Source organism: Ruminiclostridium papyrosolvens C7 (assembly GCF_000421965.1).
GTDB classification, from domain to species: domain Bacteria; phylum Bacillota; class Clostridia; order Acetivibrionales; family DSM-1351; genus Ruminiclostridium; species Ruminiclostridium papyrosolvens_A.
On sequence record NZ_ATAY01000063.1, the window covers coordinates 228036 to 252856 of the forward strand.

Genomic DNA, 24821 nt, shown 5'->3' on the forward strand with positions numbered 1-24821 from the left:
TTGTGTATATATTATTCTCTTTATTTTCGCTGTATCTCTCGCCAATGGAGAAAATAAATCTATGTCCTTCCGTTGTTTTGTACGAATTTTGTTAAATTGATATGTAATATTGCACTTAATTATGTTGTAAGAAGGAGATTTCGATTTAGACAATACAAGACCGTATATTTAAATACGAGATGAGCCTGATTGAATTGGCTGAATATCCTCAGAACGTGTGTGAATCGTGTAAGTTTCATTAAGTAAGTAGACAGCATTTCTATGATGTTAAAAAACTAACATGTAAAATAGTCTTGAAGGGTTAAAAGACAGTACAAAAATAAAATTTTGTATAAAAAACAAGTTGCTTCTGAAATTGCATATGAAAAACCTGAATATGGGCAATTCAGAGCAAATAATGAATTAAGAACATAATGGAGTTCTTGTATCAGCTGGAGGGGTAAGATCAATCCGACAGAAATACAACATAGAACCCTTTTACATAAGACTCAAGAATCCTTGAAAAAAGACGAAAAAAAGGTTACTCTATACCGAAGAAGCAGACCTCTCTGAATGACTGTGCTACATTTAAATATATACAAATAAGCGCTGTATATTTAATACATTTTGTGAGTAGGTGTTAACCTATTATTTGTATGTACTCCAATGCAATCCAGCCCCAAAAAGAACCGTCACTTTTTGATATAGGAACCCATGTATACCCATTTGCACTTACTTCACTTGTGTCATATAAGTATCCAGTATCTCCGTTAAACAAGGAGCCTACCTTTGAATAACTGGTGCCTGGTCCACTTCTGACATTTAGGGACGATGCTGTAACTTCAAACTGATCCATCCATTGAACAGTAACAGTACCATCGTCAGCTTTAATATCTTTCGCATATGTAGGCATAGTAAAAATTGAAAATACTATTGCCAAAACCATTAATAAATTAATTGATCTTTTCATAATTTTATCCTCCAAGTGTTTTATAATTGATATACAGCACCTATATGTATCTTGTTTAGCATAAAACTGAGCTTGCTTTATTAAAATACTAAAAAACCACTATATACTTTCTCTAAATTAATGGCTTCTCGGGATATTGTCCTACAAATAAAATACCATCGTTGCGTAAAGACTTTACTATATCACAATACCATATTATGGTATATATGTCAATTTATAGTTAATTGGATTCTCGAAAAGCTTTTATTCATAAAATCATATAGCATTTTGCAAAATACCTGAAAAATATAACAGAATCATAGATTATTAATCGCGGGGTCAAGCCTAGGATGGTCAGCAACAATTCAAAATGATTATCCCCCCAACCTTGAAACTGGCTCTACGATGCTTTACTGTTTACGTTTTTAAATTCAAAATAAAAAGCCTTGCATTTCCGAAATAAGGGAAATTGCAAAGCTATAGAGTTGGTATAATAATTAAAATATTCTACGTTACAGTTTCTAAAGTTATATTTAGAAAATATTTAAAAAATACTATCAGAAACATAATAAATTTTTTGTGTATCTGTTTTATTAGTTGGGTCTGAAACTATATTAAAATAAACGTTGCTGTCTTTGGTTTGTACACCCTCTATTTCATGGGTGCCTACGTTTGTAATTTTTACAAGGGTGTTATATGCTCCTGTGTTTGACATCAAAGCAATTTGTGGAGTTTGACCTTCCCCACCTCCTACTACATATATTTTTGTATTATCAATCATATCAATACCTTGGAAGGATGAGTTTGGTCTGACAATAGAGTCGCCTGATTGTGTAAAGCTGGTAACGCAGGCACTTACCGCCGCTGCACTATTCATTTGAACCTGTTCGTTGCTGTCAAGTAGCTGGTTCAATGCTACCGTGTTATAAATTGAGTAGGTAACTGTTCCTGCTGTAGTTTGTACTCGGAAGACAGTGTAGGTACTATTGCCACCGCCATCAACACGGTATGTTGTACCTAAACTCGAACCAGTCTTATTAGCGTAATTCATGTATGTTAACCGATGAAGATCCGTATAATCATATGTTGCACCGGCCTCATATTGAAGTCTTGCTACCTGAAGCGACCAGTAATATGTTGTTGATGAGTCAGCTTTTGAACTGACATAAAGATAATTTATATTATTGTATGTATACATATCTAAGGTTTGCCCATGACCGCAATTGTTGAGTGTCATTTCATCAACATATGTAGCATCACTTCCATTCATAAGGCATCTTGATAGATAGACTGTTCCCCCAGATCTTTGAGTTACGTAAAGATACGTTGAAGCAATATAGAACTTTTGAACTGCCAAGTTGTGTTTAAGACCTTTGATATTATATGCAAGTGTTGCAGAAGCGCTTACAGTTTTAGACGGAGATGCTGCAAATATAGGTAAAACAGACATTGCCAAAACAAGAACTGAGAGGACAACGGGAATTAATCTCTTTATTAGTCTATTTTTGTGACACGCTACTTGTGTTTGATACACACTCATACTTTCATTAAACATCTTATTACCTCCAATAAAATTATTTGATTACTATTTACGAATTTACCTAAATAAACTTAATACTCAATGTTTTTACAGTATCATTAAAGAATTCGAGTTAACTCATATGTGTATATATTTTCTTCATAAACAATACTCCCTGTATCTGTTGAAACCCAATAACGTCCTAATGTTTCGGTCATCTCTGGGTAATTGGGGTCTATATAAGCAATTCTTATTATGTAATACGATTTATTATTATACGAACCAGTATCCCAGTATTGGACTTGATAAGTTGGAGCATCCACTACAATTGTTCCATTCGCAATTAACCCCTTAATAATGCTTACAGCTTTTGAGGAAGAAATTGCAGTTACCGTACTACTTGCTGAAATGCTCGATGTAGAGTTGTTACTGACTGTTGCTGCACTAGTCCCAATTGTTAATGCTGTGCAAATTGAAACTACCAAAGCTAATCCTATGTATTTTTTTTGACCTGTTCTTCATAAACAAGACCTCCTAAGTTTTTATAAATCCAATGATATCATACATATTTTGAAAAATATGTTAAATATTGTAATTTAAAATTTATTTCTTAATATTTCTTAAAATTCATGCTGATTTTATCAGTAGCAAGTCCAATTTTGCCATCGTCAGCAAATATTCCGGCATATTTCCATTTTGGATTGCTGTATGACTAAGTTCAAAGCTCATTTTAGGCGTTTCCTTTTCTAATCATAATAGCCGCTTCTTGACATGTCTTTAAGATCAGCCAGTTCACGGCAGAGCATTCTGATTTAATCATTCTTTCATAACATTATTTATTTAAATCCATAAAAAAGGGCATAAAAAAGCGGGGGGTATTCCCGCTTTAAATTACTCCCCGCTGATTTTTAGTAAACAGCTATATCCGTCTATCTTTATAAAGAACTTTCAATCCGGTTAAATCTATTATTTAAAAATGAGACAATACTCTAGTCATGTTTTCCATTATCGTAACTCCATTTCGCTATTTCGGCGATAAGCTGGAGTGGTAATGGCTTGTTGTACGGAAACTGTATGGCGCCTTTGCTCGTTTTATATTCAGTGAGCCTTTCGCTAAAATGTGCAACAGCCTTATCACCGGGATACAGGCCGATGTGCTTTTTGAATGCCGCAAAGTGGATTATGTTTTGTTTAAGCCAGTAAGTTGGCATACTCCACGAAATACGTTCTTCCGCATTTGGGAGTGTGGCACGGAGCGTTTCTCGCACTTGATTTAACAACGGCTGAACATCCTCAGGTTGTGCAGCAATATAGGCATCAATCGTTTTCGGCGGCTCGCCGCAGTAATGGTCTTGATTTGTGTTCTTAAACTCCCGTCTACAATTAGGACATTGCCACATAGTGCATTCGCCTCCCTCTCTCTAAGAAATTCGCCCATGGGCTCAAAAAACCCATGACATCTATATTTTTACCCGTAAAAGACCTTTAATACCGGACTCACTATTATTGTCACTTAGTTCAGAACTTACTTTTGCAATTGTGCATAAATTAATTCTGCAAATTGTCCGTATTTTTTTACTTCTTTCAAGTAAAATCGCTTTAATGCTTCTTTCTGTGAAAATAATGGTATTCCGCTCCCTAACAACACAGGAGCAATCTGTATTATTATATTATCTATCATATCATTATCCAATAAAGGAGCTAATATTGTGTTCCCTCCGACAATCCAAATGTTTTTATCCTTTTCTATTTCTTTAACAAATTCTACAATGTCACAATTAATAGGAATAAATCCCTCAACTGATAAGCTTTCATCATGCGTTAAAACATAGTTTTTAGTAGTCGGATAAAAACTATCTATATTCTCTATATTTTTAATTTCATTAAATGTCCTTTTGCCCATGATAGTAATATCCATATTTTTATAGAAACTTTCGTAATCAGTTTCTTCTATTGTACCGGTTTGATAAAGCCAGTCCAAGTTATGGTTTTTATCAGCAAGATAGCCGTCTAAAGTTATACAACCATAAAAAAACATACTCATTCTTAAACTCCTTTCCAGTACGTACACATGGTAATCTTTTCATATTTGCATTGTTTTTGCTAATACAGCAAGTTTGCTTAGTGTTTTCCAATTACGCACAGTTGTTGATACATTCAATTTATAAAGATTATTAGAAAGCTTTGAATTTCGAATACTATGATGGAATAGCAGATATATATCTCTCCCTACAATATGATATTTATCACTTTCACTTCTATAAACATTTATATACTCAATCTTTTCTTTTAAAGGATTATGTGTCAATAATGCAACATATAGACTCTCAACTTTGGATAATGTTTCTGCTTCTATTATTTCATCCTTCGAGAATGGGCAATTCAAAATAATATGCTCTAACTCTGTAGACGTCCTCAAAATAACATTTACAGGAATCCCAAAAACAGCCCCAATCTTATGTTCAATTTTATCACACAGAGATTCCTCTGCTTCATTTGATTTGAATAGAACATTTCCACTTTGAATATATGTTTTAACTTCACAAAGCCCAATTGATTCAAATACTTGTTTTAAATCTGCCATCTTAATTATATTTTTTCCACCTACGTTAATACCTCTTAAAAATGCTATATAAACAATCATATTGTAAGCCCTCCATATTGTATCCTTATCCCATTCATCATGCACTATACATCTTTCTAAAGGCTCTGCCTCTTTTTCAGGCACATGATCAACCTTGTGCAATAATAAAAATAGGTGATGCTTGGAATGTACCATTGTACGGATGCCCTGTAAAACTAAATACAACATATATATAAAAGAACTATGCCATAGCATAGTTCTTTTTATAATGTGGAAACTATACCTTTATATAGCCCTATATATTACTATTTTTACCCCATCCTCTGCGGGGAATCCTTCCCCTATTAAAATATCATGGTTCATAAAATCTAAAGCCTTACTATCTGTTATTATCTTTGGATACGTTCTAAAGAGGACACCTTGCAGATTTTTGTTCATATGGCCATTATTCTCTATGAACATCTTGCAGGTTTCACCTGTGTAATCCTTTCCCTCAAGCATATATCTTGCCGACAAGGTATGTCTGTCGCCGGACTTTCCAATTATTTGAGTATCAATTCCGCCCGGAAGTACTTGTCCTTCAAAATACTTGCTTTTAACATCACCTGTAAAAGAAATCATTACAACTGAATCACCATTATCATTTTTTAAATCGATTGCACTTTCTATTTTGACGTTTACTGTTAATACTTCTTCAAAATTCATAGGACTTCTCCTCAACTTATCAATATCAAATTATTAAAAATGCAATCATCGCTTGTCATGCCGTTTAAGATTTGCAGATAAAAACTGTTCTGTTATGCTAAGTACCTGAGGATTCCATATGCCTGTACCGTGGTCTGCACCTACAACCTTATAAAAAATAACATTCTGGCCATGTTCCTTTAGTACCTTATACATTTCAATACTCTGATTAATGTGAACTATTTTATCACTATCTCCATGTATAATAAGAAATGAAGGAAGTTTTTTTGTTAAATCCTGATAAACAGGACTTGCCTTCTTGGACAGTTCAATATTGTCCTTTACTCTTCCTCCCATAAGCAAACCTTCAGGAGAATCTGCAGAATCATGGTCAAGAATATCATTATATTTGCCTAATGTAAGTAAATCCGAAACCCCATAATAATCCACCACAGCACATACTTCATCTGATTGTTCGCCATAAAGTCCGTTATTGTACTCTCCAATCGTAAGTCCGGTCATTAATGAAAGGTGTCCGCCTGATGAGTCTCCCCATACTGCAACCCTCTCAGGGTCAACTCCATAGGTGTCTTGATTCTCACGCATAAACCTGATAGCACACTTTACATCTTCCAACGATGCCGGGAATTGAGCTTTATCGGTATCTCTGATTTCAACACTTGCTATTACATATCCCTTTGCAGCAACATGTGATAGATTTGGTATAGCACAATATAAATCCTGATTTCTCCACGCAGAACCTTGTACATAAACTACAAGTGGAAATTTTTGACCGTCCTGACAAGGTTTTATTACTTGCAGTTTCAATTCCAGATCACCATACTCGGCATAGGTAATATCCTTTAGATATGTACATGAATAGTACTTTCCACCTTCAGAAAACTCACCGAATAAAATCTGAGTCCCTTCCGGCATTTCATTTGCTGCAAAATAGGCTGCTTGCTTATCCACTCTAAACACCCTTTCATTTTAAATTTTAATCCTATATGTTTCTGGCAACTTCATAAGCATCCCAAATAGCGTACATAATGTTAGATAACTTACGTGCATCTCCTATCAAATGTATGTCATCAATATCATATTTGATCTGCTCATAAATATTCCTTTCGGAATTGTAGCCTACGGCTAAAACTATACTATCGGCGCATATCTCCTTAATATCTCCGGCGACGTCAACCAAAGCACCTTTCTCGGTTGTTTTTATTATCTTGGAAGAAGTAAGCACCTCAATCCCTTTGTACGGTATTAATCTTTCCAACATTTCTGAATTCGCATGACACAAAGGGCCGTTTAATGCAAGGAGTTTGTTTTGTATTTCAACTATGGTGACTTTTTTCCCTTTTTGTGCAAGCCAAAGTGCAAGCTCACAGCCAACCAAGCCGCCTCCTACAACAATTACTGCCCTACCCGGTTCATCTTTTTCCAGCAGCACATCTTCAGCAGTGAAGACATTATTATATTCACCCAGATTGAATATCTTAGGTTTTGAACCCGTTGCAATAACAACCGTATCCGCTTCACTGTTTTTTACCATCTCCGCAGTTAACTCTGTATTGCAATTCACCTTTACTCCCAGTTCTTTAAGAGTTTCCTCATACCAAGCCACCAATAAAAGATCATCTTCCTTAAAGTCCGGTGTTCCTCCGGGTAACAAATTACCTCCAATACGACTGCGTTTTTCGTACACAACCGGCTTGTGCCCACGGAGAGCCAGAACTCTTGCTGCCTCGCAGCCTGCCACTCCTCCGCCTGCAATAAGCACTGTTTTGCTTTTTAAAGCCGGAGTCAAGCTATGTATAGCCTCCCTGCACGCCTCAGGATTTACTGCACAGTTCAAAGCAGAATACTCCTGAATACGTCCCATGCAACCCTCCTGACAGGATAAGCAAGGCCTTATGGATTTTAGTTTACCTGCTCTAAGCTTGTTAACTAAATCCGGGTCAGCAAGCAAGGGGCGTCCAAGACTGATAATATCACAAGCGCCATTATCTATAGCTTTTATCGCCAAATCAGGATTATCCATACGCCCTGCACACAGGATAGGAACATTTACGGATTCTTTTACAATTTTAGCATAAGGTATATATAACCCTTTTTCCTGATACATTGGAGGATGACTCCACCACCAGGAATCATAAGAACCCACATCTACGTCAAGAGCATCATACCCATAGGAAACCAGTAATTTCGCTGCTTCAATACCTTCAGGTATATCTCTTCCCTTTTCTTCGAACTCTTCCCCGGGTAAAGCCCCTTCACGCCAATCCTTAATAAAACTCTTAGGACTGTATCTTAATGTAACAGGAAAGTCCTTTCCGCATCTTCTTTTAATTTCTTCAACAATTTCTCTGGCAAACCTAAGCCTGTTCTCAAGACATCCTCCATATTCGTCAGTACGGTGATTGAAAAAAGAAATTGCAAACTGATCAATGAGATAACCTTCGTGTACAGCATGAATCTGTACCCCGTCAAACCCTGCACGTTTTGCGTTATAGGCCCCGTCTCCGAATTTCTTAATTATTGATTTTATCTCCTCGACAGTCAATTCACGGCAAGTCTTGTCCAACCACCTGTGTTTAATTGGTGAGGGTGCGACAGGAGGATATTCCCCCAGATTTGTTGGTATGGTTACTCTGCCGAAGCCTCCGCTAAGTTGTAAAAATATCTTTGAATCATAAGCGTGAATACGTTCTGTCATCTCTCTGGCAGTTCGGATAAAGTGCACCGGATTGTGAGTAGAACACGGGACATTGGGCATTCCATGTTCTTCAATCTCATTATCTACAAAGGTAACTCCGGTAATAATCAATCCGGTTCCACCTCTTGCACGAGCAGTATAATAGTCGATTCCACGTTGATTGAAACCTCCCTCTGCATCTGCCAGACCTAAAGGCCCCATAGGCGCCATGGCAAACCGGTTTTTTATTTCTACAGAACCAATTTTAATGGTTTCGAATAATTTCTCATACTTTTTCAGCATAGAATTCCCCCAGCCTTACTTCTTAGTTATTATTTATATTTTGTAAATTTTATCTTATACGTAAAATATCTTTAAAGTTATATATCCTTAGACATATCTTCCAATACTTTTGCAGATAAAGTCAATTCTTCTACCGAAGCCGCTATCTCCTCAAAAGATGCTGCTTGGGATTGGTAGATATCATTTGCATTGTTTATCTTTTCACTAATTTCCTTTATAGAATTTTTTATCTGTTTTAGTACTGAGTCAATTTGCTTGATAGAGTCATTTGTTGAATTGGCTAGCTTACGAATTTCCTGTGCAACTATATTAAAGCCTTTTCCGTGTTCACCGGCCCGTGCTGCTTCAATGGCTGCATTTAAGCCCAACAAATTTGTTTGTGATGCAATACCCCTTATAAAACTAAGTATTTCATCAGTTGTCCCTGTATTCTCATCTGCTTCAGTAGCTTCTTTTTGAATCTCATTGCTCATTGTCACAACGTTCTGTAACCCTGCGGATACCTCACTAATTGCGCCGGAAATCTGCTGTAACGCTGTAGATTGGTGCTTATAGGCCTCATTTAAATCAGAGCTTTTTTGCAAGCTTTTTCCCAGTAAAATGCAACCGACTACATTATCATTTTCTTTTATTGGTAGTGCATACGACTTGAATGGTACACCATAAACTTCCTTAGGAACAATACTAATTGTCATTTTGCCTGTTTGAATTGCCTTAAACGCAGCACCTCCCTCCGGTATAGGATCTCCGGGTTCTGCCTTTAGCTTAAGACTGGGACAGCTTTGATTAATTACGTATCTTTCCCTATCCGTTATTGCTATTGATGCTGCATTGTCAAAAAATGTGGCCATATAAGGTAAAACCTTAGTGAATGCAGCCAAGATTTCATTATCGATGACAGTTGTTGGCATAGTATCATATCCTTTACAATAGATTTATAACAACAATTGTATACTTGATTTGTGTCTAAAGTAAAGTTCCTATTTTAAAGTAAAATTACTGATTAAATAAGGAATAAGTTTTTATTTCGATTACACACACCTTATTGGACGGATTCGTTAACATTTTTAGCAAATACCTCCTTCTGTGATATACTGACCAAACCTCAGCATGACATAGTACTTTCAGCCGTTTGCCCACTCCATTACAAACGTCCACACATAAAAAACAGCAGCTGTAGAATCACAACTGCTGTTTTTATAAATATTGAGTTATTATATTTGGTTGTTATAGTGAGTTAACATAAATATTTTTCACTGATTCCTTAGTTGCCTTAACTGGTGCAATACCCAGCAGTCCGTCAAGACTTGGAGTCTCAAACGCAAGGTTTACAAGTTTGTCAACAACACTGTCGTCAAACCCTTCATCTCTCAAGTGTGACTTAATGCCTACGCTCTCAATCCAGTTTCTAAGCCCTGAAAATGCCTTGTCAGCTTCATCTGCTGAACCCTTCAAGCCAGGAAGAATCGGTTCAAAAATCTCTGCCAGAACTTCTCCTGAAGCCGGATAAATTTCCTTTACAACCGCCGGAAGCAGCATTGCAAGTCCAAGTCCGTGAGCAAGGTCAGGCCTTACAGCACTTAAAGGATGTTCAAGGGCATGTGTATAGTGCAGTAAACCATTATCAAAGGAAGTTCCTGCTATCAATGAAGCATATAAAAGATAGTATCTTGCAGTCAGATTTTCAGGTTCCTTTATGGCAATCGGTAAATATTTTGCAACCAACCTTATTGTTTCCTTTGCCAGAAGAATAGCCAAAGGATTTGTTACTACAGTTGTTGAAGCCTCAACAACATGATTTATAGCATCAACTGATACATATATTGTCTGTTCAGCCGGTAATTTAGTCATCAATGCAGGGTCGTCAATAGCAAACAAAGGATAGATGCAATCATATGCTATTGCAGGTTTGTATTCTTTAGCCGGAATACTTACAACTGCAAATCTGTCAACTTCAGTACCTGTTCCGTGGGTAAGGTTTATAGCGATGACAGGGACCGCCTTTTCAGGAGCAAAGCTGAGTTCATAAAGCTCTGTAGCATTCTTTTCAGGATAAGCCAGAAGTATTGCAACACTCTTAGCTGCATCAATAGGACTTCCTCCGCCTATTGCAATAACAGCCTCAGCACCAAATTCTTTTGCTTCTTTAGTTGCTTCGTCAACCTGATCAACTGTAGGGTTGGGAGTAACTTTACTGTACAATAAGTACTTGATTCCATTGTCTTCAAGAGCTTTCTTTGTTACGTCCCATGCACCTGTCTTAACATGTGAACTTTTTCCTGTCATAACTATAACTTTTGTTATACCTCTTCCGGACAAGTTTGCTGCAACATCCGCCATCTTGTTGATAGCTCCTACACCAAAAAACGTAGTTGTCTTAGCTCTTATTTCCACTACCTGGTTAATATCAATCTTGTTTTCCCACATATCTTTACCCTCCATATATTGTAATTTATTTGATAACTTTTAATTATATGCTAATATTATAACTACTTTGTTAAAAAAACAACAATCATTAACTATATTTTAACACAATTTTACCTTGTCTGCTCTTATTATATTAATTAAATAGAGGATTACATAACTTTGTTAATCTTTTAACCGTTTTCCTTTATGACTGCTTTGATACTTCAAACCAACCCTGAGGATGTTTGCATACAGGACAGATTCCCGGTGCCTCAGTACCCTCATGTATATGTCCACAGTTGGTACAGACCCACCTAACAGGTGCATTCTTTTTGTATAATGTCTGATTTTCAAGTTCAGTTGCCATCTGTTTGAATTTTTTCTCATGTCCCCCTTCGATTTTTGCTATCATTCTGAAAGCAGCTTCTACTTGGGGAAATCCCTCTTCCTTGGCTACATCAGCAAAAGCAGGGTATACTTTTGAATTTTCTTCATGTTCACCTTCAGCAGCAGCTTTTAGGTTTGCAAGTGTATCTCCCAGTTCAAAGGGATAACCTCCGTCTACATTAACGTTACTCTCACCTGGACCCATCCCGTCAATAAGTAAATCATAGAACACCTTTGCGTGAGCTTCCTCGTTTTTTATTATTTGTCGAAACTCCTGTTCGATAACAGCGTGTCCCTCTTTCCTGGCATAATTCGCATAAAATGTATACCTGTTTTTAGCCTGTGATTCTCCTGCAAACCCTCTAGCTAGGTTTTCAGAAGTTCTTGTACCTGATAACTTTCCCATAGATGTCCTCCTATAATAGAATTTAATGTATATTGTTTCCTGTGAAAAGCAATTTATGCAGATTATCCAGAAATGTATTTTAATTCCGAATATTATAGATAAGGTAATTATTTACAAAGAAGCGAAAAAGCCCTATGGGGAGACTTTTTTCACTATCTGTCCCATAGGGTTTTCATAATTTTAAATGTTAATTTATCTGGAAGTAATCTCAGTCCATATCTTGTCATAATCCTTGATAGAAGCATCCAAATCAATAAAAACTTCGCAGTCTTTCATCTGTTCATCGGTTGGATAAGCTGCAATATCCTTTAATAATTCAGGGTCAAGCTTTTTCTTTGCTTCCGTCTGTGGAGTTGAGTATCCAATATAGTTGGTATTTTCAAGTGCAATCTCGGTATCGCACATAAAGTTTATAAATTCCTCTGCTTCCTTCTGGTGCTTTGCGGTACTTGGAATAACCATAGAGTCAAACCACAAATTGCTTCCTTCCTTTGGTATTGCATATTCAAGGTCCTTGTTCTGACTCTTCATGTATACTGCATCCCCTGACCAGACTACTGCCAAGGCTCCCTCGCCCATAATCATCTTATCTTTGACTTCGTCTCCAACATAGGCCTGTACAATATCCTTCTGTTTTATTAATTCGTTCTTGGCTTTTTCCAGTTCATCCTTGTTTTTAGTATTAAGGGAATAACCCAGTTTTTTTAATGCAACTGCTATAGAATCCCTTTGGCTATCCAACATGAATATCTGTTTGTCATACTTTTTGTCCCACAGTATATTCCAGCTGTCCACAGGTTCCTTAACCATTGTTTTATTGTAAATAATACCTACCGTACCCCACATATAAGGAACAGAGTACTCATTATTGGGGTCGAAGGAAAGATTCTTGAACTTTTCTTCAATATACTTGTAGTTTGGTATATTATTCAAATTTATTTTCTTAACCATACCTTCATTTATCATTTTCTTTATCATATAGTCTGATGGAATGGCAACATCATAGTCACTTCCTCCTGCTTTAAGCTTTACATACATTTCTTCGTTTGTAGGGAATGTATCATACACAACGTTTATGTTGAATTTATCCTCAAATTTCTGAATTACATCCTCCCCGATGTAATCTCCCCAGTTGTATACCTTTAGGGTAGTTTTATCGTTTGAAGCTCCTCCGCAGCCTGTTAAAGCTACACTTACAGTAACCACAGCTGCTGCTAAAATACCTGATAATATTCTTCTCATTTTAAACCTCCATGCCACCAGTTTTAATTGACTTCCTTTTCTTTTCCTCTCTGTCTGAGCGTATATTTATTATAAAAAGAAGAAGCAGTACGCCTCCAAACATAAGAGTGGATAATGCGTTAATTGTTGGCTTTACCCCTGTCCTTGCCATTGAATATATGGTGATGGACAGGTTTGAAACTCCCGAACCGGTAGTAAAGTAGCTTATGACAAAATCATCTATTGAAAGGGTTATTGCCATAAGAAATCCCGATACAATACCCGGCATTATTTCCGGTATTATTACTTTTCTAAGTGCGTATGATGAGCTTGCACCTAAATCCAAAGCTGCCTCATACAAATTTGTATTCATTTGCTTTAGCTTTGGCAAAACAGATAAAATAACATATGGTATATTAAATGTCACATGTGCAAGAAGCATTGTTAAAAAACCCATTTGCATTTTGACAAATGTACCTATGAATACAAACATCAGCATAAGGGAAACCCCTGTAACTATGTCGGGATTCAGAACCGGCAGATAAGTCAGATTCATTACGGCGGTCTTTTTTACCTTCTTCATACTATGTATTCCTATTGCCGCCAATGTACCTATTACAACAGCAATTACAGATGAAAGCAGAGCTATGATAATAGTATTGTAAAGAGCATCTTTTATCTGGGAGTTTCTGAACAACTCCTCATACCACTTGAAGGTAAAGCCGGTCCAGTTACCCCGGGACTTGGACTTGTTAAAGGAGAAGGCAATCAGAACTACTATGGGTAGATACATAAAAAGCAGTATCAGACCAAGATATGACTTCATTATAACCTTTTTTACCATAGCGCTGCCCCTCCTCCCTTGTCCTCGTCAAATCTGGACATAATTGCTATGCTTATTAATATGAATATCATCATTATAATTGATATAGCAGCGCCAAAGTTCCAATCGTACACCGTCAGGAACTGTCTCTCAATGAGATTTCCTATAAGTGTATACTGTGCACCTCCCAGCAGCTTTGATATTACAAAGGTTGTAACTGCCGGCATAAATACCATGGTCAACCCTGACATAACCCCAGGCAGGCTCAGAGGCAAAATTACTTTCCTGAATACCGTAACCCAGTTTCCGCCCAAATCCTGTGCAGCCTCTACCAACTTGTTGTCTACTTTCATTAGTACTGAATATATGGGAAGTATCATAAATGGAAGAAAGTTATATACCATTCCCAGAACAACAGCCCCATTTGTGTACAGTATATTAATCGTCGGGAGATGAAAAAATGATAGTATAGAGTTTATTATCCCGTGCTTTTCCAGTAGTGTCAGCCATGCATATGTACGAAGCAGGAAGTTCATCCACATGGGTATTATAAAAAGCATTGACATGGTAGTCTTTTTACTGTACTCCTTACTGGCAAGTATAAGTGCAACCGGATAACCTACAATTAAACACACGAAGGTACTTAAAAGAGCCAGCCATAGCGACTTAAACAAAACGCTGAAAAATATCGGATCACAGAATCTGTAAAAATTTTGCAGTGAAAATCTGAAACCCTGCTCATCCTTTACTGTAAATCCATAAAAAAGGATCAGCAATGAAGGTATAATTATAAAAATAGCCATCCATACAAGGTATGGATAAGACAACCACTTCTTTTTCATTATCAGCCCATCCTTTTCATAATATGAATATCATTGGGGTTCATTACCATGCCTACTCTTGATCCGGCCTCTACCATCTGAGTACTGTGGATTGTCCAGACATAGTCCTGTCCTTCCACCAGCATTTCATAATGAACTCCTTTAAAGGTAACTGACTTTACCATTCCTGATATCATTCCTTTATCTTCACTGACAAGCTTAATATCTTCCGGTCGCACTACTGCATCTATTTCTTCATTCTCTGAAAAGTCTTTGTCAAGACACTCAAAGACTCTGTTTGCAAATTCAACTGTAAAATCCTTTATCATCTTGCCTTCTATAATATTGCTCTCACCTATAAAATCAGCTACAAAAGCATTCTTAGGCTCGTTGTAAATCATCTGAGGCGTGCCTATCTGCTGTATGCTGCCTGCGTTCATAACGACTATTGTGTCGGACATTGTAAGGGCTTCTTCCTGATCATGAGTAACGTAGACAAAGGTTATACCTGTTTGTTTATGTATGTTTTTCAGCTCTATCTGCATCTCTTTGCGAAGTTTTAAATCCAAGGCCCCAAGAGGCTCATCAAGTAATAAAACCTCCGGTTGGTTTACAAGGGCCCTTGCGATTGCAACTCTCTGTTGCTGTCCCCCTGACAAGGAATCCACAGACCTCTTCTGAAAACCTTTAAGATTTACAAGCTCCAGCATTTCTTCAACTTTCTTGTTTATTGTGGCTTTGTCCAATTTTTTGATTTTCAGTCCAAATGCAATATTTTCATATACATTCATGTGAGGAAAAAGTGCATATTTTTGAAAAACTGTATTGACCTTTCTTTGATATGGAGGAAGATCATTTATCCTTTTACCTTCAAAAAAAACATCTCCGCTGTCAGGCTTTTCAAACCCGCCTATTATTCTAAGGGTCGTTGTCTTTCCGCAGCCACTTGGCCCGAGAAAGGTAATGAACTCATTTTTTAGTATGTATAAATTGATATTATTTAGTACCTGGCTATCATCAAAACTCTTTTTAACATCCTGTAGTAATATAATTTGTTGATTTTCGCTCATTCTTTTCCTCCAACAATTGTTACTGATTAACTTCCATCTTAAAAACTAGGCGGTGATGATACCCATAGAATAACGGACTGACTCTTGGCTGAATTAACTATTTTATGGGTTGTGACAGGTTTAAAGTAGAAACATTCGCCTTTTTTTACCTTGTACTTTTGTGTACCCAGATAAACAGTTACACCTCCGCTGACAACATACCCGAATTCCTCACCATCGTGGGGGTTGTCAAGTTCTGAACTTCCTTCCGGGTCCAGCTTTATAAGAATAGGCTCCATAGCGTTCTTCTGGGCATTTGAAACAAGCCAATGTATCACGTAACCAGAATCCTTATCTTCTTTTGTAAAAACATCATCTTTTTTAAAAACAACCTTTTCGTTGACAGATTCATTGAAGAAGTCCTTTATATTGGTTCCCAGTGATTCCAGAATATCCATCAGGGTTGCAATTGATGGAGAAGTTAAGTCCCTCTCCAGCTGTGATATAAAGCCTTTTGACAATTCGCACCTTCCGGCAAGTTCTTCCTGTGTAAGACCATTTTTAACTCTTAGCTCTTTTATTTTTTCACCGATTTTCATTGACGTTCCTCATTTAGCATAAGTAAACTTTTTGTTTACTTCAATTAAACAACAAATAAATGTATATCATATTATATTATCAGTGTCAATAAAATCTAACGTTTTTTTGCATAAATATACAACATGTACTTAAAATGATGGCTTTTTATCCACTAAAAAAGCAGCTGCACGTTTTTGAATGTACAACTGCTTTACACAAATTTACATCTTTCTATCCGATGAAACCTCTTATAAATGCTCTTGTTCTTTCTTTCTTGGGATTTGTAAATATGTCCTCCGGCTTCCCTTCTTCTACAATAACGCCGCCATCCATAAAAATAACCCTGTCTGCAACTTCTCGTGCAAAATTCATTTCATGGGTTACAACTACCATTGTCATATGTTCTTCTGCAAGCTGTCTGATAACTTTAAGCACCTCGTTTGTAAGCTGTGGGTCAAGTGCAGACGTTGGCTCATCAAAAAAAAGAACATCAGGTTTGAGTGCAAGTGCCCTTGCTATAGCTACTCTCTGACACTGGCCTCCTGACAGGTTACATGGGTATGCATTTGCTTTGTCTTCAAGTCCCATCTTTATAAGCAACTCCATGGCTGCTTTTTGGGCCTCTGCCTTGCTCACCCCCGCAACGCTTATAGGAGCGGTCATAATGTTATCCAAAACACTATAATGAGGAAAAAGATTGAAGCTCTGAAATACAAGACCTATTTTCAAACGTATCTCCCTCAGCTTCTTCTTGTCTGCATAGACAGCTCTACCTTGTGCATTGGTACAAACCATTACGTCATCCTCAACGGTAATGGAACCCATATCTACCTTCTCCAAAAGATTAATACATCTGAGCAATGTACTCTTCCCAGACCCCGATGGGCCTATTACTGCAACAACCTCGCCTTTGTTAACCTCAAATGAGATTCCTGAAAGTACGACGTTGCCATCGAAGCTTTTATATATATCTGTTGCTTTTATCATTTCCATACATTTCCTCCGGATAAATCCCTTTTTACCTATCTATAGTAATTAAGCTTTTTCTCTGCAAATGAAAACGCCTGAGCCACAATAAGATTCATTACATAATAGAAGACTCCGGCAACAAACAAAGGCTGTACCGAGGATACCCTGCTGGAAGCATTTTGGGCAACTCTGAACATTTCTTCCACACCGATTGCTGTTACAAGTGCAGTATCCTTAACAAGGGTTATTACCTCATTGCTGATAGGCGGCAATACCCTCTTAATAACCTGAGGCAAAACAATCTTAAAAAACACCTGTAGTTTCGTAAAGCCCAGAACTTCTCCTGCTTCATACTGCCCTTTAGGAATAGATTCAATTCCGCCTCTGAATATTTCAGCAAAGTAAGCCGCATAATTAAGTATAAATGCAATAACGGCAGCAGTAAATCTCCCTACTTTAGCTTCAAAAACATAGGACGGTGCAAAATAAACAACCAGCAGCTGCAGTATTAATGGCGTTCCTCTCATTATTGAGATATAAATACTTGTAATTCCGCTAATAATTATGTTTTTTGACCTTCTACCAAAGGATATAATAAGTCCTAAAGGTATTGCAAAAATAAGCGTTAATGCAAATATTTGCAAAGAAACTACCATTCCCTCCAATAACAACAATACCAGCTTCACTGATAAATCCCCTCTCCGTCATTAACTAAGCCGGGCCCTATACCCGTGCTTATCTATTTTATATTACAATAGAGCAATTTTCTACATTTATATTGCATCATTTACTGCCATTTTGCAACTATTCACCTGAAAAAAGGGCCGATATATGAGGTATCGGCCCTTTAAAGTTTGTACATATAATCAATTTTTCTTGTAAGCCTTTATAATTACTTTACTATAATAGATATATCCTTACCAAACCATTTGTTTGATATTTCAGTTATCTTGCCGTCTTTAGCCATTGCCTTTAGGGTATCATTTACTTTTGTCATAAGTTGAACGTCACCTTTTCTGAAACCAACTCCATACTCCTCGGCAGCCAGTGATTCATCCAATATCCTGTATTTTTCACTATTCATCTTAATCTGATATCTTGCTACTACCTCATCCATGACAACGCCATCGGTATTGCCTGTTTTCAGGTCCATAAGACATAGTGTGTTGTCCTTGAGTTCTACTACATCTTTAAGGGAACTTTTAAAATCAGTATTTTTATCTAATGCATCGGCAGCACTTGATTGTGCCTGAAGTGAAACTGACTTTCCTTTCAGGTCTGCCAAGGTATTGTACTTCGAATCAGCCATTACGACAACCACCTGATTGTTTTTCATGTAAGGATCTGAAAAAAGTATATTTTGCTTTCTTTCCTCGTTAATGGAAAAACCATTCCAGATACAATCTATGTTTCCGGTGTTCAGTTCCTGATCCTTTGACTCCCAGTTAATAGGCTGAATCGTAAGCTTTACACCCAAACGTGATGCAACTTCCTTTGCAAGATCTATGTCATACCCTACTATATTATTGTCTTCATCTCTGAATCCCATAGGAGGAAAATTCTCATCCAAGCCCAGTACAAGCTCACCCTTTTCCTTGACCTTGTCCCATGACTGTTCAACAGCCGCAGTACTTGAAGAAGCTGTGCTTTCACCAGCTGTACTTGAACTTTTTGAAGATTCTCCCGGAGTCCCGCACCCTGAAACTAAAAATGTCAATGCCATGGCACTGGCCAAAGCCTTGATTATCCTACCTTTTTTCACAAAAACCAATCCCTTCAAATAAAATAATGTTTTTCTTTTTTCTCTCTATTTTCGTCTTTCTTCTACATATTATTTTACGTCATAACTTTAATAAAGTAAAGTAATAAGTTAATGAATCTTATTACTTTTTTATTAACTGTAAATAAATTAATAGGATATGTTGGGTTTGTACTGCATAAATTTAAATAGTAGATACTTGTCTTTCATTAAACGGTTAAGAGGTGACTTTATTTGGCTAGAACCAAGTTCTTTAAAATAATAATGTGTTTCGGTTTAATAGTTTGTATCCTTGCCGGGTCAACTGCAATATTATTGAGAGATAACACAGGTCAGGTGTTATCGGTGAGTAACGAGGGCTATATAAAATGGGTGGAATATAATGTACCCTATGAAGCAATGGAAAAGGCGCTAAGCATGGATGTAAAATCCCATGAGAAACCTGTTCAGCTTCACTGGGTTGAAATGCTGGCATATATTGCTACCAAATACGGGGGAAACTTTAAAAAATATAAAGCAAAGGATTTGGATGAACTTGCCGACAAGCTGAATCAGGGGCAGACTATGGAACAGCTCACTGCAAATATGAAGCATTACAACTATTTTTATCAGGCTTACGACGCTATCCTGGGTAACTTTGTCGGTGAATACGACATTCAGGTAAAAGACCCTGATAACAGTGAAAAGACAATCTGGCAGAAAAAGTACGGTCTAAAAGTCTTTTCTCCTATCGCCAAAGGATACAGCTTTAGTCATTACGAAGATTTTGGCAGTAGCCGTTCTTTCGGCTTTTCCAGAAAGCACTTGGGCAACGACCTCATGGGTTCTATAGGAACTCCTATTATGGCGGTGGAATCCGGTATTGTGGAGGTAATGGGCTGGAATATGTATGGAGGTTGGAGAATAGGCATCCGCAGCTTTGACCAGAAAAGATACTATTATTATGCGCATTTGAGAAAAGACAGGCCATTTCATGCAGACCTCTATGAAGGTAAGATTGTGAAAGCCGGAGATGTTATAGGATACCTTGGAATGACCGGCTACAGCACACGTGAAAATGTTAACAACATTACCACACCTCATCTTCATTTTGGAATGCAGCTTATTTTTGATGAATCTCAAAAAGAAAGCAATAATGAAATCTGGATTGATGTATACAATATTGTAAACCTTCTTCAAAAGAATCGTTCGGCAGTTACAAAGGACGAAGAAACCCGTGATTTCTATCGTACTTACGACATTATCGAACCGAATATGAACTACCACTTTTAAAATTTTATATAAATTGGGAGGCTTTTATATGTATGAATTGTTTAATAAAAAAATAATTAAATATATTTTACTTGTTTTTGCCGTAATTCTAATTCTGATACTACCTTTGGCTCTTATTTTGTCTGCTACAACCAGCGTTTTTGATGAGGCGCTTGAAAGCTTGGGAAAAGACAACGGAATTAAAGTACCCATAGTAATGTACCATGGGACAGTTCCAAAATCCAAGGATTTGGGCAAATTTGTGATTACTCCTGCAGAACTGGAAAGTGATATTAAATATCTGAAGAATCATGGATATACCTCTATTACAATGACGGACCTTATAAACTATGTATATAATGACGTAGAACTTCCATCCAAGCCTGTTATGTTAACCTTTGATGACGGATATTATAATAATTATATATATGCAACGCCTATTCTCAAAAACTACGATATGAAAGCCGTTATATCTGTTGTGGGAGAGTTTACGGAAGCATCCACCAGAATACCGGAAAACAATGTACAGTATTCCTACGTGACATGGGAGCAAATAAAAAACATGAATGACTCAGGTATCTATGAGATACAAAATCATACATATAATCTTCACAAATACGGTAAAAAGAGATTGGGTGCAAAAAAGAACAGAGGCGAGTCCATTGAAGCCTACAAGAACCTTTTGTACTCTGACGTAGGACTCCTTCAGAAAAGACTTAAGGAATCTGCAGGTATAGAGCCAAATACCTTTACATACCCCTTTGGTTATATGTGTAGTGATTCAATACCTATTTTAAAGGAAATGGGCTTTAAGGCAACTTTATCTTGCTCTGAAGGTGTTAATATCATTAACAGAAATAAAAAAGACATTCTTTACGGCTTAAAGCGGAAAAATCGTCCCCACGGAGTTTCCACAGAAAGTTTCTTTAAAAAATTCTGCCCATAGATACCCATTTTTTCTCCAGTGGTGTATAATTATCAAGGCAGAGACCACATTTAAAAGAATCTGGAGATTAATCACATATGAGTATTTTTGAAGCACTAATGCTTTTAAGTTTCGGTGCGGCATGGCCTGCGCAGATATACAGGTCTTATAAATCAAGGAAGACAGCAGGAAAGAGTGTTGCCTTCCTTTACATACTAATATTCGGCTACCTGTGCGGTATAACAAACAAGATTTTATATCAAAGAGATATTGTTATGATACTTTACATAATCAACCTTGTTATGGTGTCTACAGATATCTGTCTATACTATAGGAATAAAAGGCTTGAGAAAACAGAAAATTTATAGAAATTTTCTGTTTTTTAGGCATATTTCACTCCTAATTATGTAACCTTTTGTAGTTTTATTTAATATTATATATTGCAAAGGATTATGTAAACCTTTGCAATATTTAAAGGAGTGAATTTTATGCCAGACGGTGACAACTATTTCCTTTACGTTCTCAACTATTGTTGACGTATTGGAGGCAGAATCCTTCAGTTTCCAGTTTGTTGATGCCTGCTGGCACCCGGCAACTACACTTATTCCGTACAACTCTCTACAAACTCCATAATTGATATAACGCCGGGAGCATCAATTATGAATGCAACATTAAGTGTATTAGCAGTTGGTAGCTAATGCCATCCACTTCTCCTTTAACGCATAGACTTTCTTGGTCTATGCGTTTTTTATTTTATATAAATCTTTAACCATTTCGGCATTATGTCTATATACTGTATTAAGAGTTTGTATATAAATTAATACAAATGGCGGGAGGTGTCTATTATGTCATATATAGTTGAAATTAAAAACATTGGAATGAATTATCAATCACCAAATGGCGAAATTCCTGCCATAGCTGACATCAGTATGAATATATCAAAAGGCGAATTTATTTGTATTGTGGGGCCCAGCGGATGCGGCAAATCAACGCTATTATCTATCATCGCAGGACTTGTTAAACCTTCTTGCGGAAATATTGTCATAAATGGCGGCCGTAGCGGTGAATGTTTGCAGCAGGTGGGTTATATGCTTCAAAAGGATTTTCTCTTTGAGTGGAGTACTATACTAGAGAATGTCATGCTGGGGCTTGATATTAAAAAAGCCCTTACACCTGAAAACAGGGAGTATGTTTATAAGCTTCTTGATACATATGGACTCAGTGAATTCAAAGATAAATATCCCTCCCAGCTGTCAGGAGGAATGCGGCAGCGTGCCGCTATGATTAGAACTCTGGCTTTAAGGCCTGAAATACTTCTTTTGGATGAAGCATTTTCTGCCTTGGATTACCAGACCAGACTGGCAGTAACAGAGGATATATATTATATCATCAAGAAAGAAAACAAAACTGCAATTATGGTTACTCATGACATAGCTGAAAGTATTAGTATGGCTGACAGAATTTTTGTTCTTACGGGCAGACCGTCATCTATTAGAAGTGAGCACAACATATTGTTATCCTGCAATGACGTAAGGACCCCTTTTAACAGCCGTGAAGCTCCCGAATTCAGACACTATTTTAATTTAATATGGAAGGAGCTGGATGTACATGTTTAAGCATAAACAAGAAACGAATTTGTCATCGGAAAGACTTGAGTATCTTAAGTCCAAAAAGCGACGAAAAGTATCTGTCCTTGTAACACAAATAGTGATTCTTGTGGTGTTTTTTGCACAGTGGGAGATACTTGCAAGGTTAAATATTGTAGACTCCTTCATTACAAGCCAGCCGTCCCGTATTGTTAATACAATAATCAATCTTTACAGAGAAGGGCAGTTATTCCACCACATTGGCATTACATGCTGGGAAACCGTTGTAGGCTTTGTAGCGGGTACAGTGTTGGGTACGTTGATTGCCGTGGTGCTTTGGTGGTCGGAGTTTTTATCAAAGGTGCTTGAACCCTATCTCGTAATCCTAAACAGTCTACCAAAGATAGCTCTTGGGCCTATTTTTATCGTTTGGTTCGGAGCAGGGACTACTTCAATTATCATTATTGCACTAGCCATATCCATTGTGGTGTCTATTCTGGAAGTACTAAATGGATTCATGGCAACCGACGAAGAGCAGATAAAGCTGGTTAAAACCTTTGGTGCCAGCAGATTTCAGGTTTTTACAAAAGTGGTTTTCCCTGCGAACCTCCCAGTGATAATTAACTCGTTGAAAGTAAATGTTGGTCTTTCATGGGTAGGAGTAATTGTAGGTGAATTTCTGGTTTCCAAATCAGGACTTGGCTATCTAATAGTGTATGGCGGGCAGGTTTTCAAGCTTGATTTGGTTATGGCAAGCGTTATTATACTATGCATTGCCGCAGGTATCATGTATCAGGCAGTTGTACTGCTTCAAAAAGTTCTTATAAAGAAACATATCTGATACTAATCTAAGTTTTATAAAAGAAAGGGGAGTTGTATATGAAGAAATTATTTATTTTATTAGCTATATTAACAAGTAGTATTTTTTTACTGCCATCCTGCGGCAGTAATGATAATTTAACTAAAGTAAAGTTAAGTGAAGTGACTCATTCAGTTTTTTATGCTCCACAGTATGTTGCATTAAATAAAGGCTTTTTCAAGGATGCAGGACTGGATATCGAGCCTCAGAACGGTCAAGGTGCCGACAAGGTTATGACTGCTGTATTGTCGGGACAATGCGACATAGGGTTGGCAGGCCCCGAAGCAAGTATATACGTATATAACGAAGGTAAAGCAGACTATGCACAGGTTTTTGCTCAGATAACCAAAAGGGACGGTTCCTTTCTTGTAGGAAGAAAACCCGAACCCGGTTTCAAGTGGAGTGACCTCAAAGGCAAGAATATCATAGGTGGAAGAAAAGGCGGAGTTCCCGAAATGACTCTTGAATATGTCCTGAATAAAAACGAGCTTGCTCCCGGAGCCGATGTAAATGTTGATACAAGTATACAGTTTGCACTTATGGCCGGCGCATTTACCGGTGGAAAGGACGATTATGTAACTTTGTTCGAACCTGTTGCATCCTCTCTTGAAAAGGAAGGAAAAGGCTATATATTGGCTTCCGTAGGGCAGGAAAGCGGCGAGATACCTTTTACTGCTTACTTTGCAAAAAAAAGTTTTATTGAAAAAAATAAGGATATAATTCAAAAGTTTACAGATGCTCTTTACAAAGGCCAAGTCTGGGTAGACACCCATTCTCCCAAAGAAATTGCCGAAGTATTAAAACCGTCCTTTCCGGATACTGATACTGAGCTTCTGGCGGTTGTTGCCGAAAGGTACAAGAAAATCGATGCCTGGTGCAAGGAACCCGCTATGAAGAAGGAGTCCTTCGAACTGCTCCAGACTGTAATGAATCAGGCAGGTGAACTCAAGCAGAAAGCTCCCTATGATAAGGTGGTTGTCAACACCTACGCCGACAAGGCGGTTAAGTAGGTTTTAAATAAAACTGAGGGAGTGCCGCGTAACTACACTAAAAGTAGCTAGCGA

Annotated in this window: 27 protein-coding genes and 1 pseudogene; 7 read left to right on the forward strand and 21 right to left on the reverse strand. The window is 37.3% G+C overall.

Annotation, left to right across the window (positions count from 1 at the left end; all coding sequences use genetic code 11):
- Window positions 1-179: 179 nt before the first annotated feature.
- Window positions 180-493 (forward strand): annotated as a pseudogene (locus L323_RS41740) (IS481 family transposase); the annotation flags it as partial.
- A 126-nt stretch (window positions 494-619) separates the two neighbouring features.
- Here L323_RS41740 and L323_RS34180 read toward each other — a convergent pair.
- The 20 genes from L323_RS34180 to L323_RS34275 form a co-directional block, all read right to left on the reverse strand.
- Window positions 620-949 (reverse strand): SH3 domain-containing protein, encoded by a 330-nt coding sequence (locus L323_RS34180; RefSeq protein WP_020816169.1) that lies wholly within the window; start codon window positions 947-949, stop codon window positions 620-622.
- Between the two features lie 523 nt (window positions 950-1472).
- Window positions 1473-2483 (reverse strand): helveticin J family class III bacteriocin, encoded by a 1011-nt coding sequence (locus L323_RS34185; protein WP_020816170.1) that lies wholly within the window; start codon window positions 2481-2483, stop codon window positions 1473-1475.
- 83 nt (window positions 2484-2566) lie between these two features.
- Complete coding sequence (locus L323_RS34190; protein ID WP_020816171.1) at window positions 2567-2932, reverse strand: hypothetical protein; 366 nt, start codon at window positions 2930-2932, stop codon at window positions 2567-2569.
- Between the two features lie 504 nt (window positions 2933-3436).
- Window positions 3437-3847, reverse strand: coding sequence for an iron chaperone (locus tag L323_RS34195; RefSeq protein ID WP_020816173.1), 411 nt, complete (start codon window positions 3845-3847; stop codon window positions 3437-3439).
- A 125-nt stretch (window positions 3848-3972) separates the two neighbouring features.
- Window positions 3973-4491 carry a dihydrofolate reductase family protein gene (locus L323_RS34200; protein ID WP_020816174.1) on the reverse strand — a complete coding sequence of 173 codons (519 nt, stop codon included), beginning with the start codon at window positions 4489-4491 and terminating at the stop codon, window positions 3973-3975.
- Window positions 4492-4530: 39 nt separating this feature from the next.
- On the reverse strand, window positions 4531-5091 hold the full coding sequence (locus tag L323_RS34205) for a DUF1697 domain-containing protein (RefSeq protein ID WP_031342203.1): 561 nt from the start codon (window positions 5089-5091) through the stop codon (window positions 4531-4533).
- 225 nt (window positions 5092-5316) lie between these two features.
- A complete protein-coding gene (locus tag L323_RS34210) occupies window positions 5317-5736 on the reverse strand; it encodes a DUF3237 family protein (protein ID WP_020816176.1) in 420 nt (139 codons plus the stop codon).
- A 45-nt stretch (window positions 5737-5781) separates the two neighbouring features.
- Window positions 5782-6687, reverse strand: coding sequence for an alpha/beta hydrolase (locus L323_RS34215; protein WP_020816177.1), 906 nt, complete (start codon window positions 6685-6687; stop codon window positions 5782-5784).
- Between the two features lie 31 nt (window positions 6688-6718).
- Window positions 6719-8716: an FAD-dependent oxidoreductase gene (locus L323_RS34220; RefSeq protein ID WP_020816178.1), complete on the reverse strand. Its 1998-nt coding sequence runs from the start codon at window positions 8714-8716 to the stop codon at window positions 6719-6721.
- A gap of 77 nt (window positions 8717-8793) precedes the next feature.
- A complete protein-coding gene (locus L323_RS34225) occupies window positions 8794-9627 on the reverse strand; it encodes a methyl-accepting chemotaxis protein (protein WP_020816179.1) in 834 nt (277 codons plus the stop codon).
- A gap of 316 nt (window positions 9628-9943) precedes the next feature.
- Complete coding sequence (locus L323_RS34230) at window positions 9944-11143, reverse strand: iron-containing alcohol dehydrogenase (RefSeq protein ID WP_020816180.1); 1200 nt, start codon at window positions 11141-11143, stop codon at window positions 9944-9946.
- Between the two features lie 184 nt (window positions 11144-11327).
- Window positions 11328-11915: a rubrerythrin gene (rbr, locus tag L323_RS34235; protein WP_020816181.1), complete on the reverse strand. Its 588-nt coding sequence runs from the start codon at window positions 11913-11915 to the stop codon at window positions 11328-11330.
- A gap of 192 nt (window positions 11916-12107) precedes the next feature.
- Window positions 12108-13157 carry an ABC transporter substrate-binding protein gene (locus tag L323_RS34240; protein ID WP_020816182.1) on the reverse strand — a complete coding sequence of 350 codons (1050 nt, stop codon included), beginning with the start codon at window positions 13155-13157 and terminating at the stop codon, window positions 12108-12110.
- A 1-nt stretch (window position 13158) separates the two neighbouring features.
- The gene (locus L323_RS34245) at window positions 13159-13980 is read right to left on the reverse strand and encodes an ABC transporter permease (protein ID WP_020816183.1); all 822 of its coding nucleotides are present in this window, start codon (window positions 13978-13980) and stop codon (window positions 13159-13161) included.
- Window positions 13974-14801 (reverse strand): ABC transporter permease, encoded by an 828-nt coding sequence (locus L323_RS34250; RefSeq protein WP_020816184.1) that lies wholly within the window; start codon window positions 14799-14801, stop codon window positions 13974-13976. Before L323_RS34250 ends, L323_RS34245 begins: the two co-directional genes overlap by 7 nt.
- Window positions 14802-14803: 2 nt before the next feature.
- Complete coding sequence (potA, locus tag L323_RS34255; protein ID WP_020816185.1) at window positions 14804-15850, reverse strand: spermidine/putrescine ABC transporter ATP-binding protein; 1047 nt, start codon at window positions 15848-15850, stop codon at window positions 14804-14806.
- A 38-nt stretch (window positions 15851-15888) separates the two neighbouring features.
- Window positions 15889-16428 (reverse strand): helix-turn-helix domain-containing protein, encoded by a 540-nt coding sequence (locus tag L323_RS34260; RefSeq protein WP_020816186.1) that lies wholly within the window; start codon window positions 16426-16428, stop codon window positions 15889-15891.
- A gap of 211 nt (window positions 16429-16639) precedes the next feature.
- Entirely contained in the window at window positions 16640-17401 is a 762-nt protein-coding gene (locus L323_RS34265; protein WP_020816187.1) for an amino acid ABC transporter ATP-binding protein, read from the reverse strand.
- Between the two features lie 29 nt (window positions 17402-17430).
- Window positions 17431-18063, reverse strand: coding sequence for an amino acid ABC transporter permease (locus tag L323_RS34270; RefSeq protein ID WP_020816188.1), 633 nt, complete (start codon window positions 18061-18063; stop codon window positions 17431-17433).
- 206 nt (window positions 18064-18269) lie between these two features.
- Window positions 18270-19139 (reverse strand): amino acid ABC transporter substrate-binding protein, encoded by an 870-nt coding sequence (locus L323_RS34275; protein WP_020816189.1) that lies wholly within the window; start codon window positions 19137-19139, stop codon window positions 18270-18272.
- Window positions 19140-19370: 231 nt separating this feature from the next.
- On the opposite strand from L323_RS34275, the gene L323_RS34280 reads away from it, so the two are divergent.
- The 3 genes from L323_RS34280 to L323_RS34290 all read left to right on the forward strand — a co-directional run bounded on the left by L323_RS34280 (window position 19371) and on the right by L323_RS34290 (window position 21680).
- A complete protein-coding gene (locus tag L323_RS34280) occupies window positions 19371-20408 on the forward strand; it encodes a M23 family metallopeptidase (protein ID WP_020816190.1) in 1038 nt (345 codons plus the stop codon).
- Window positions 20409-20436: 28 nt separating this feature from the next.
- A complete protein-coding gene (locus L323_RS34285) occupies window positions 20437-21333 on the forward strand; it encodes a polysaccharide deacetylase family protein (protein ID WP_020816191.1) in 897 nt (298 codons plus the stop codon).
- 77 nt (window positions 21334-21410) lie between these two features.
- Entirely contained in the window at window positions 21411-21680 is a 270-nt protein-coding gene (locus L323_RS34290; RefSeq protein ID WP_020816192.1) for a hypothetical protein, read from the forward strand.
- On the opposite strand, the gene L323_RS34295 is transcribed toward L323_RS34290, so the two are convergent.
- Window positions 21675-21926, reverse strand: a complete 252-nt coding sequence (locus tag L323_RS34295) for a hypothetical protein (RefSeq protein ID WP_020816193.1) — start codon at window positions 21924-21926, stop codon at window positions 21675-21677. The two genes, L323_RS34290 and L323_RS34295, sit on opposite strands and share 6 nt — an antisense overlap.
- A gap of 231 nt (window positions 21927-22157) precedes the next feature.
- Between L323_RS34295 and L323_RS34300 the strand changes: the two genes are divergently transcribed.
- From L323_RS34300 to L323_RS34310, 3 genes are read left to right on the forward strand one after another with little or no spacing between them, the layout of a single operon-like run.
- A complete protein-coding gene (locus L323_RS34300) occupies window positions 22158-22928 on the forward strand; it encodes an ABC transporter ATP-binding protein (RefSeq protein WP_020816194.1) in 771 nt (256 codons plus the stop codon).
- Window positions 22921-23739, forward strand: coding sequence for an ABC transporter permease (locus L323_RS34305; protein WP_020816195.1), 819 nt, complete (start codon window positions 22921-22923; stop codon window positions 23737-23739). The genes L323_RS34300 and L323_RS34305 overlap by 8 nt, the downstream gene beginning before the upstream one ends.
- Window positions 23740-23777: 38 nt before the next feature.
- Entirely contained in the window at window positions 23778-24767 is a 990-nt protein-coding gene (locus tag L323_RS34310; RefSeq protein WP_020816196.1) for an ABC transporter substrate-binding protein, read from the forward strand.
- The last annotated feature ends 54 nt before the right edge of the window (window positions 24768-24821 follow it).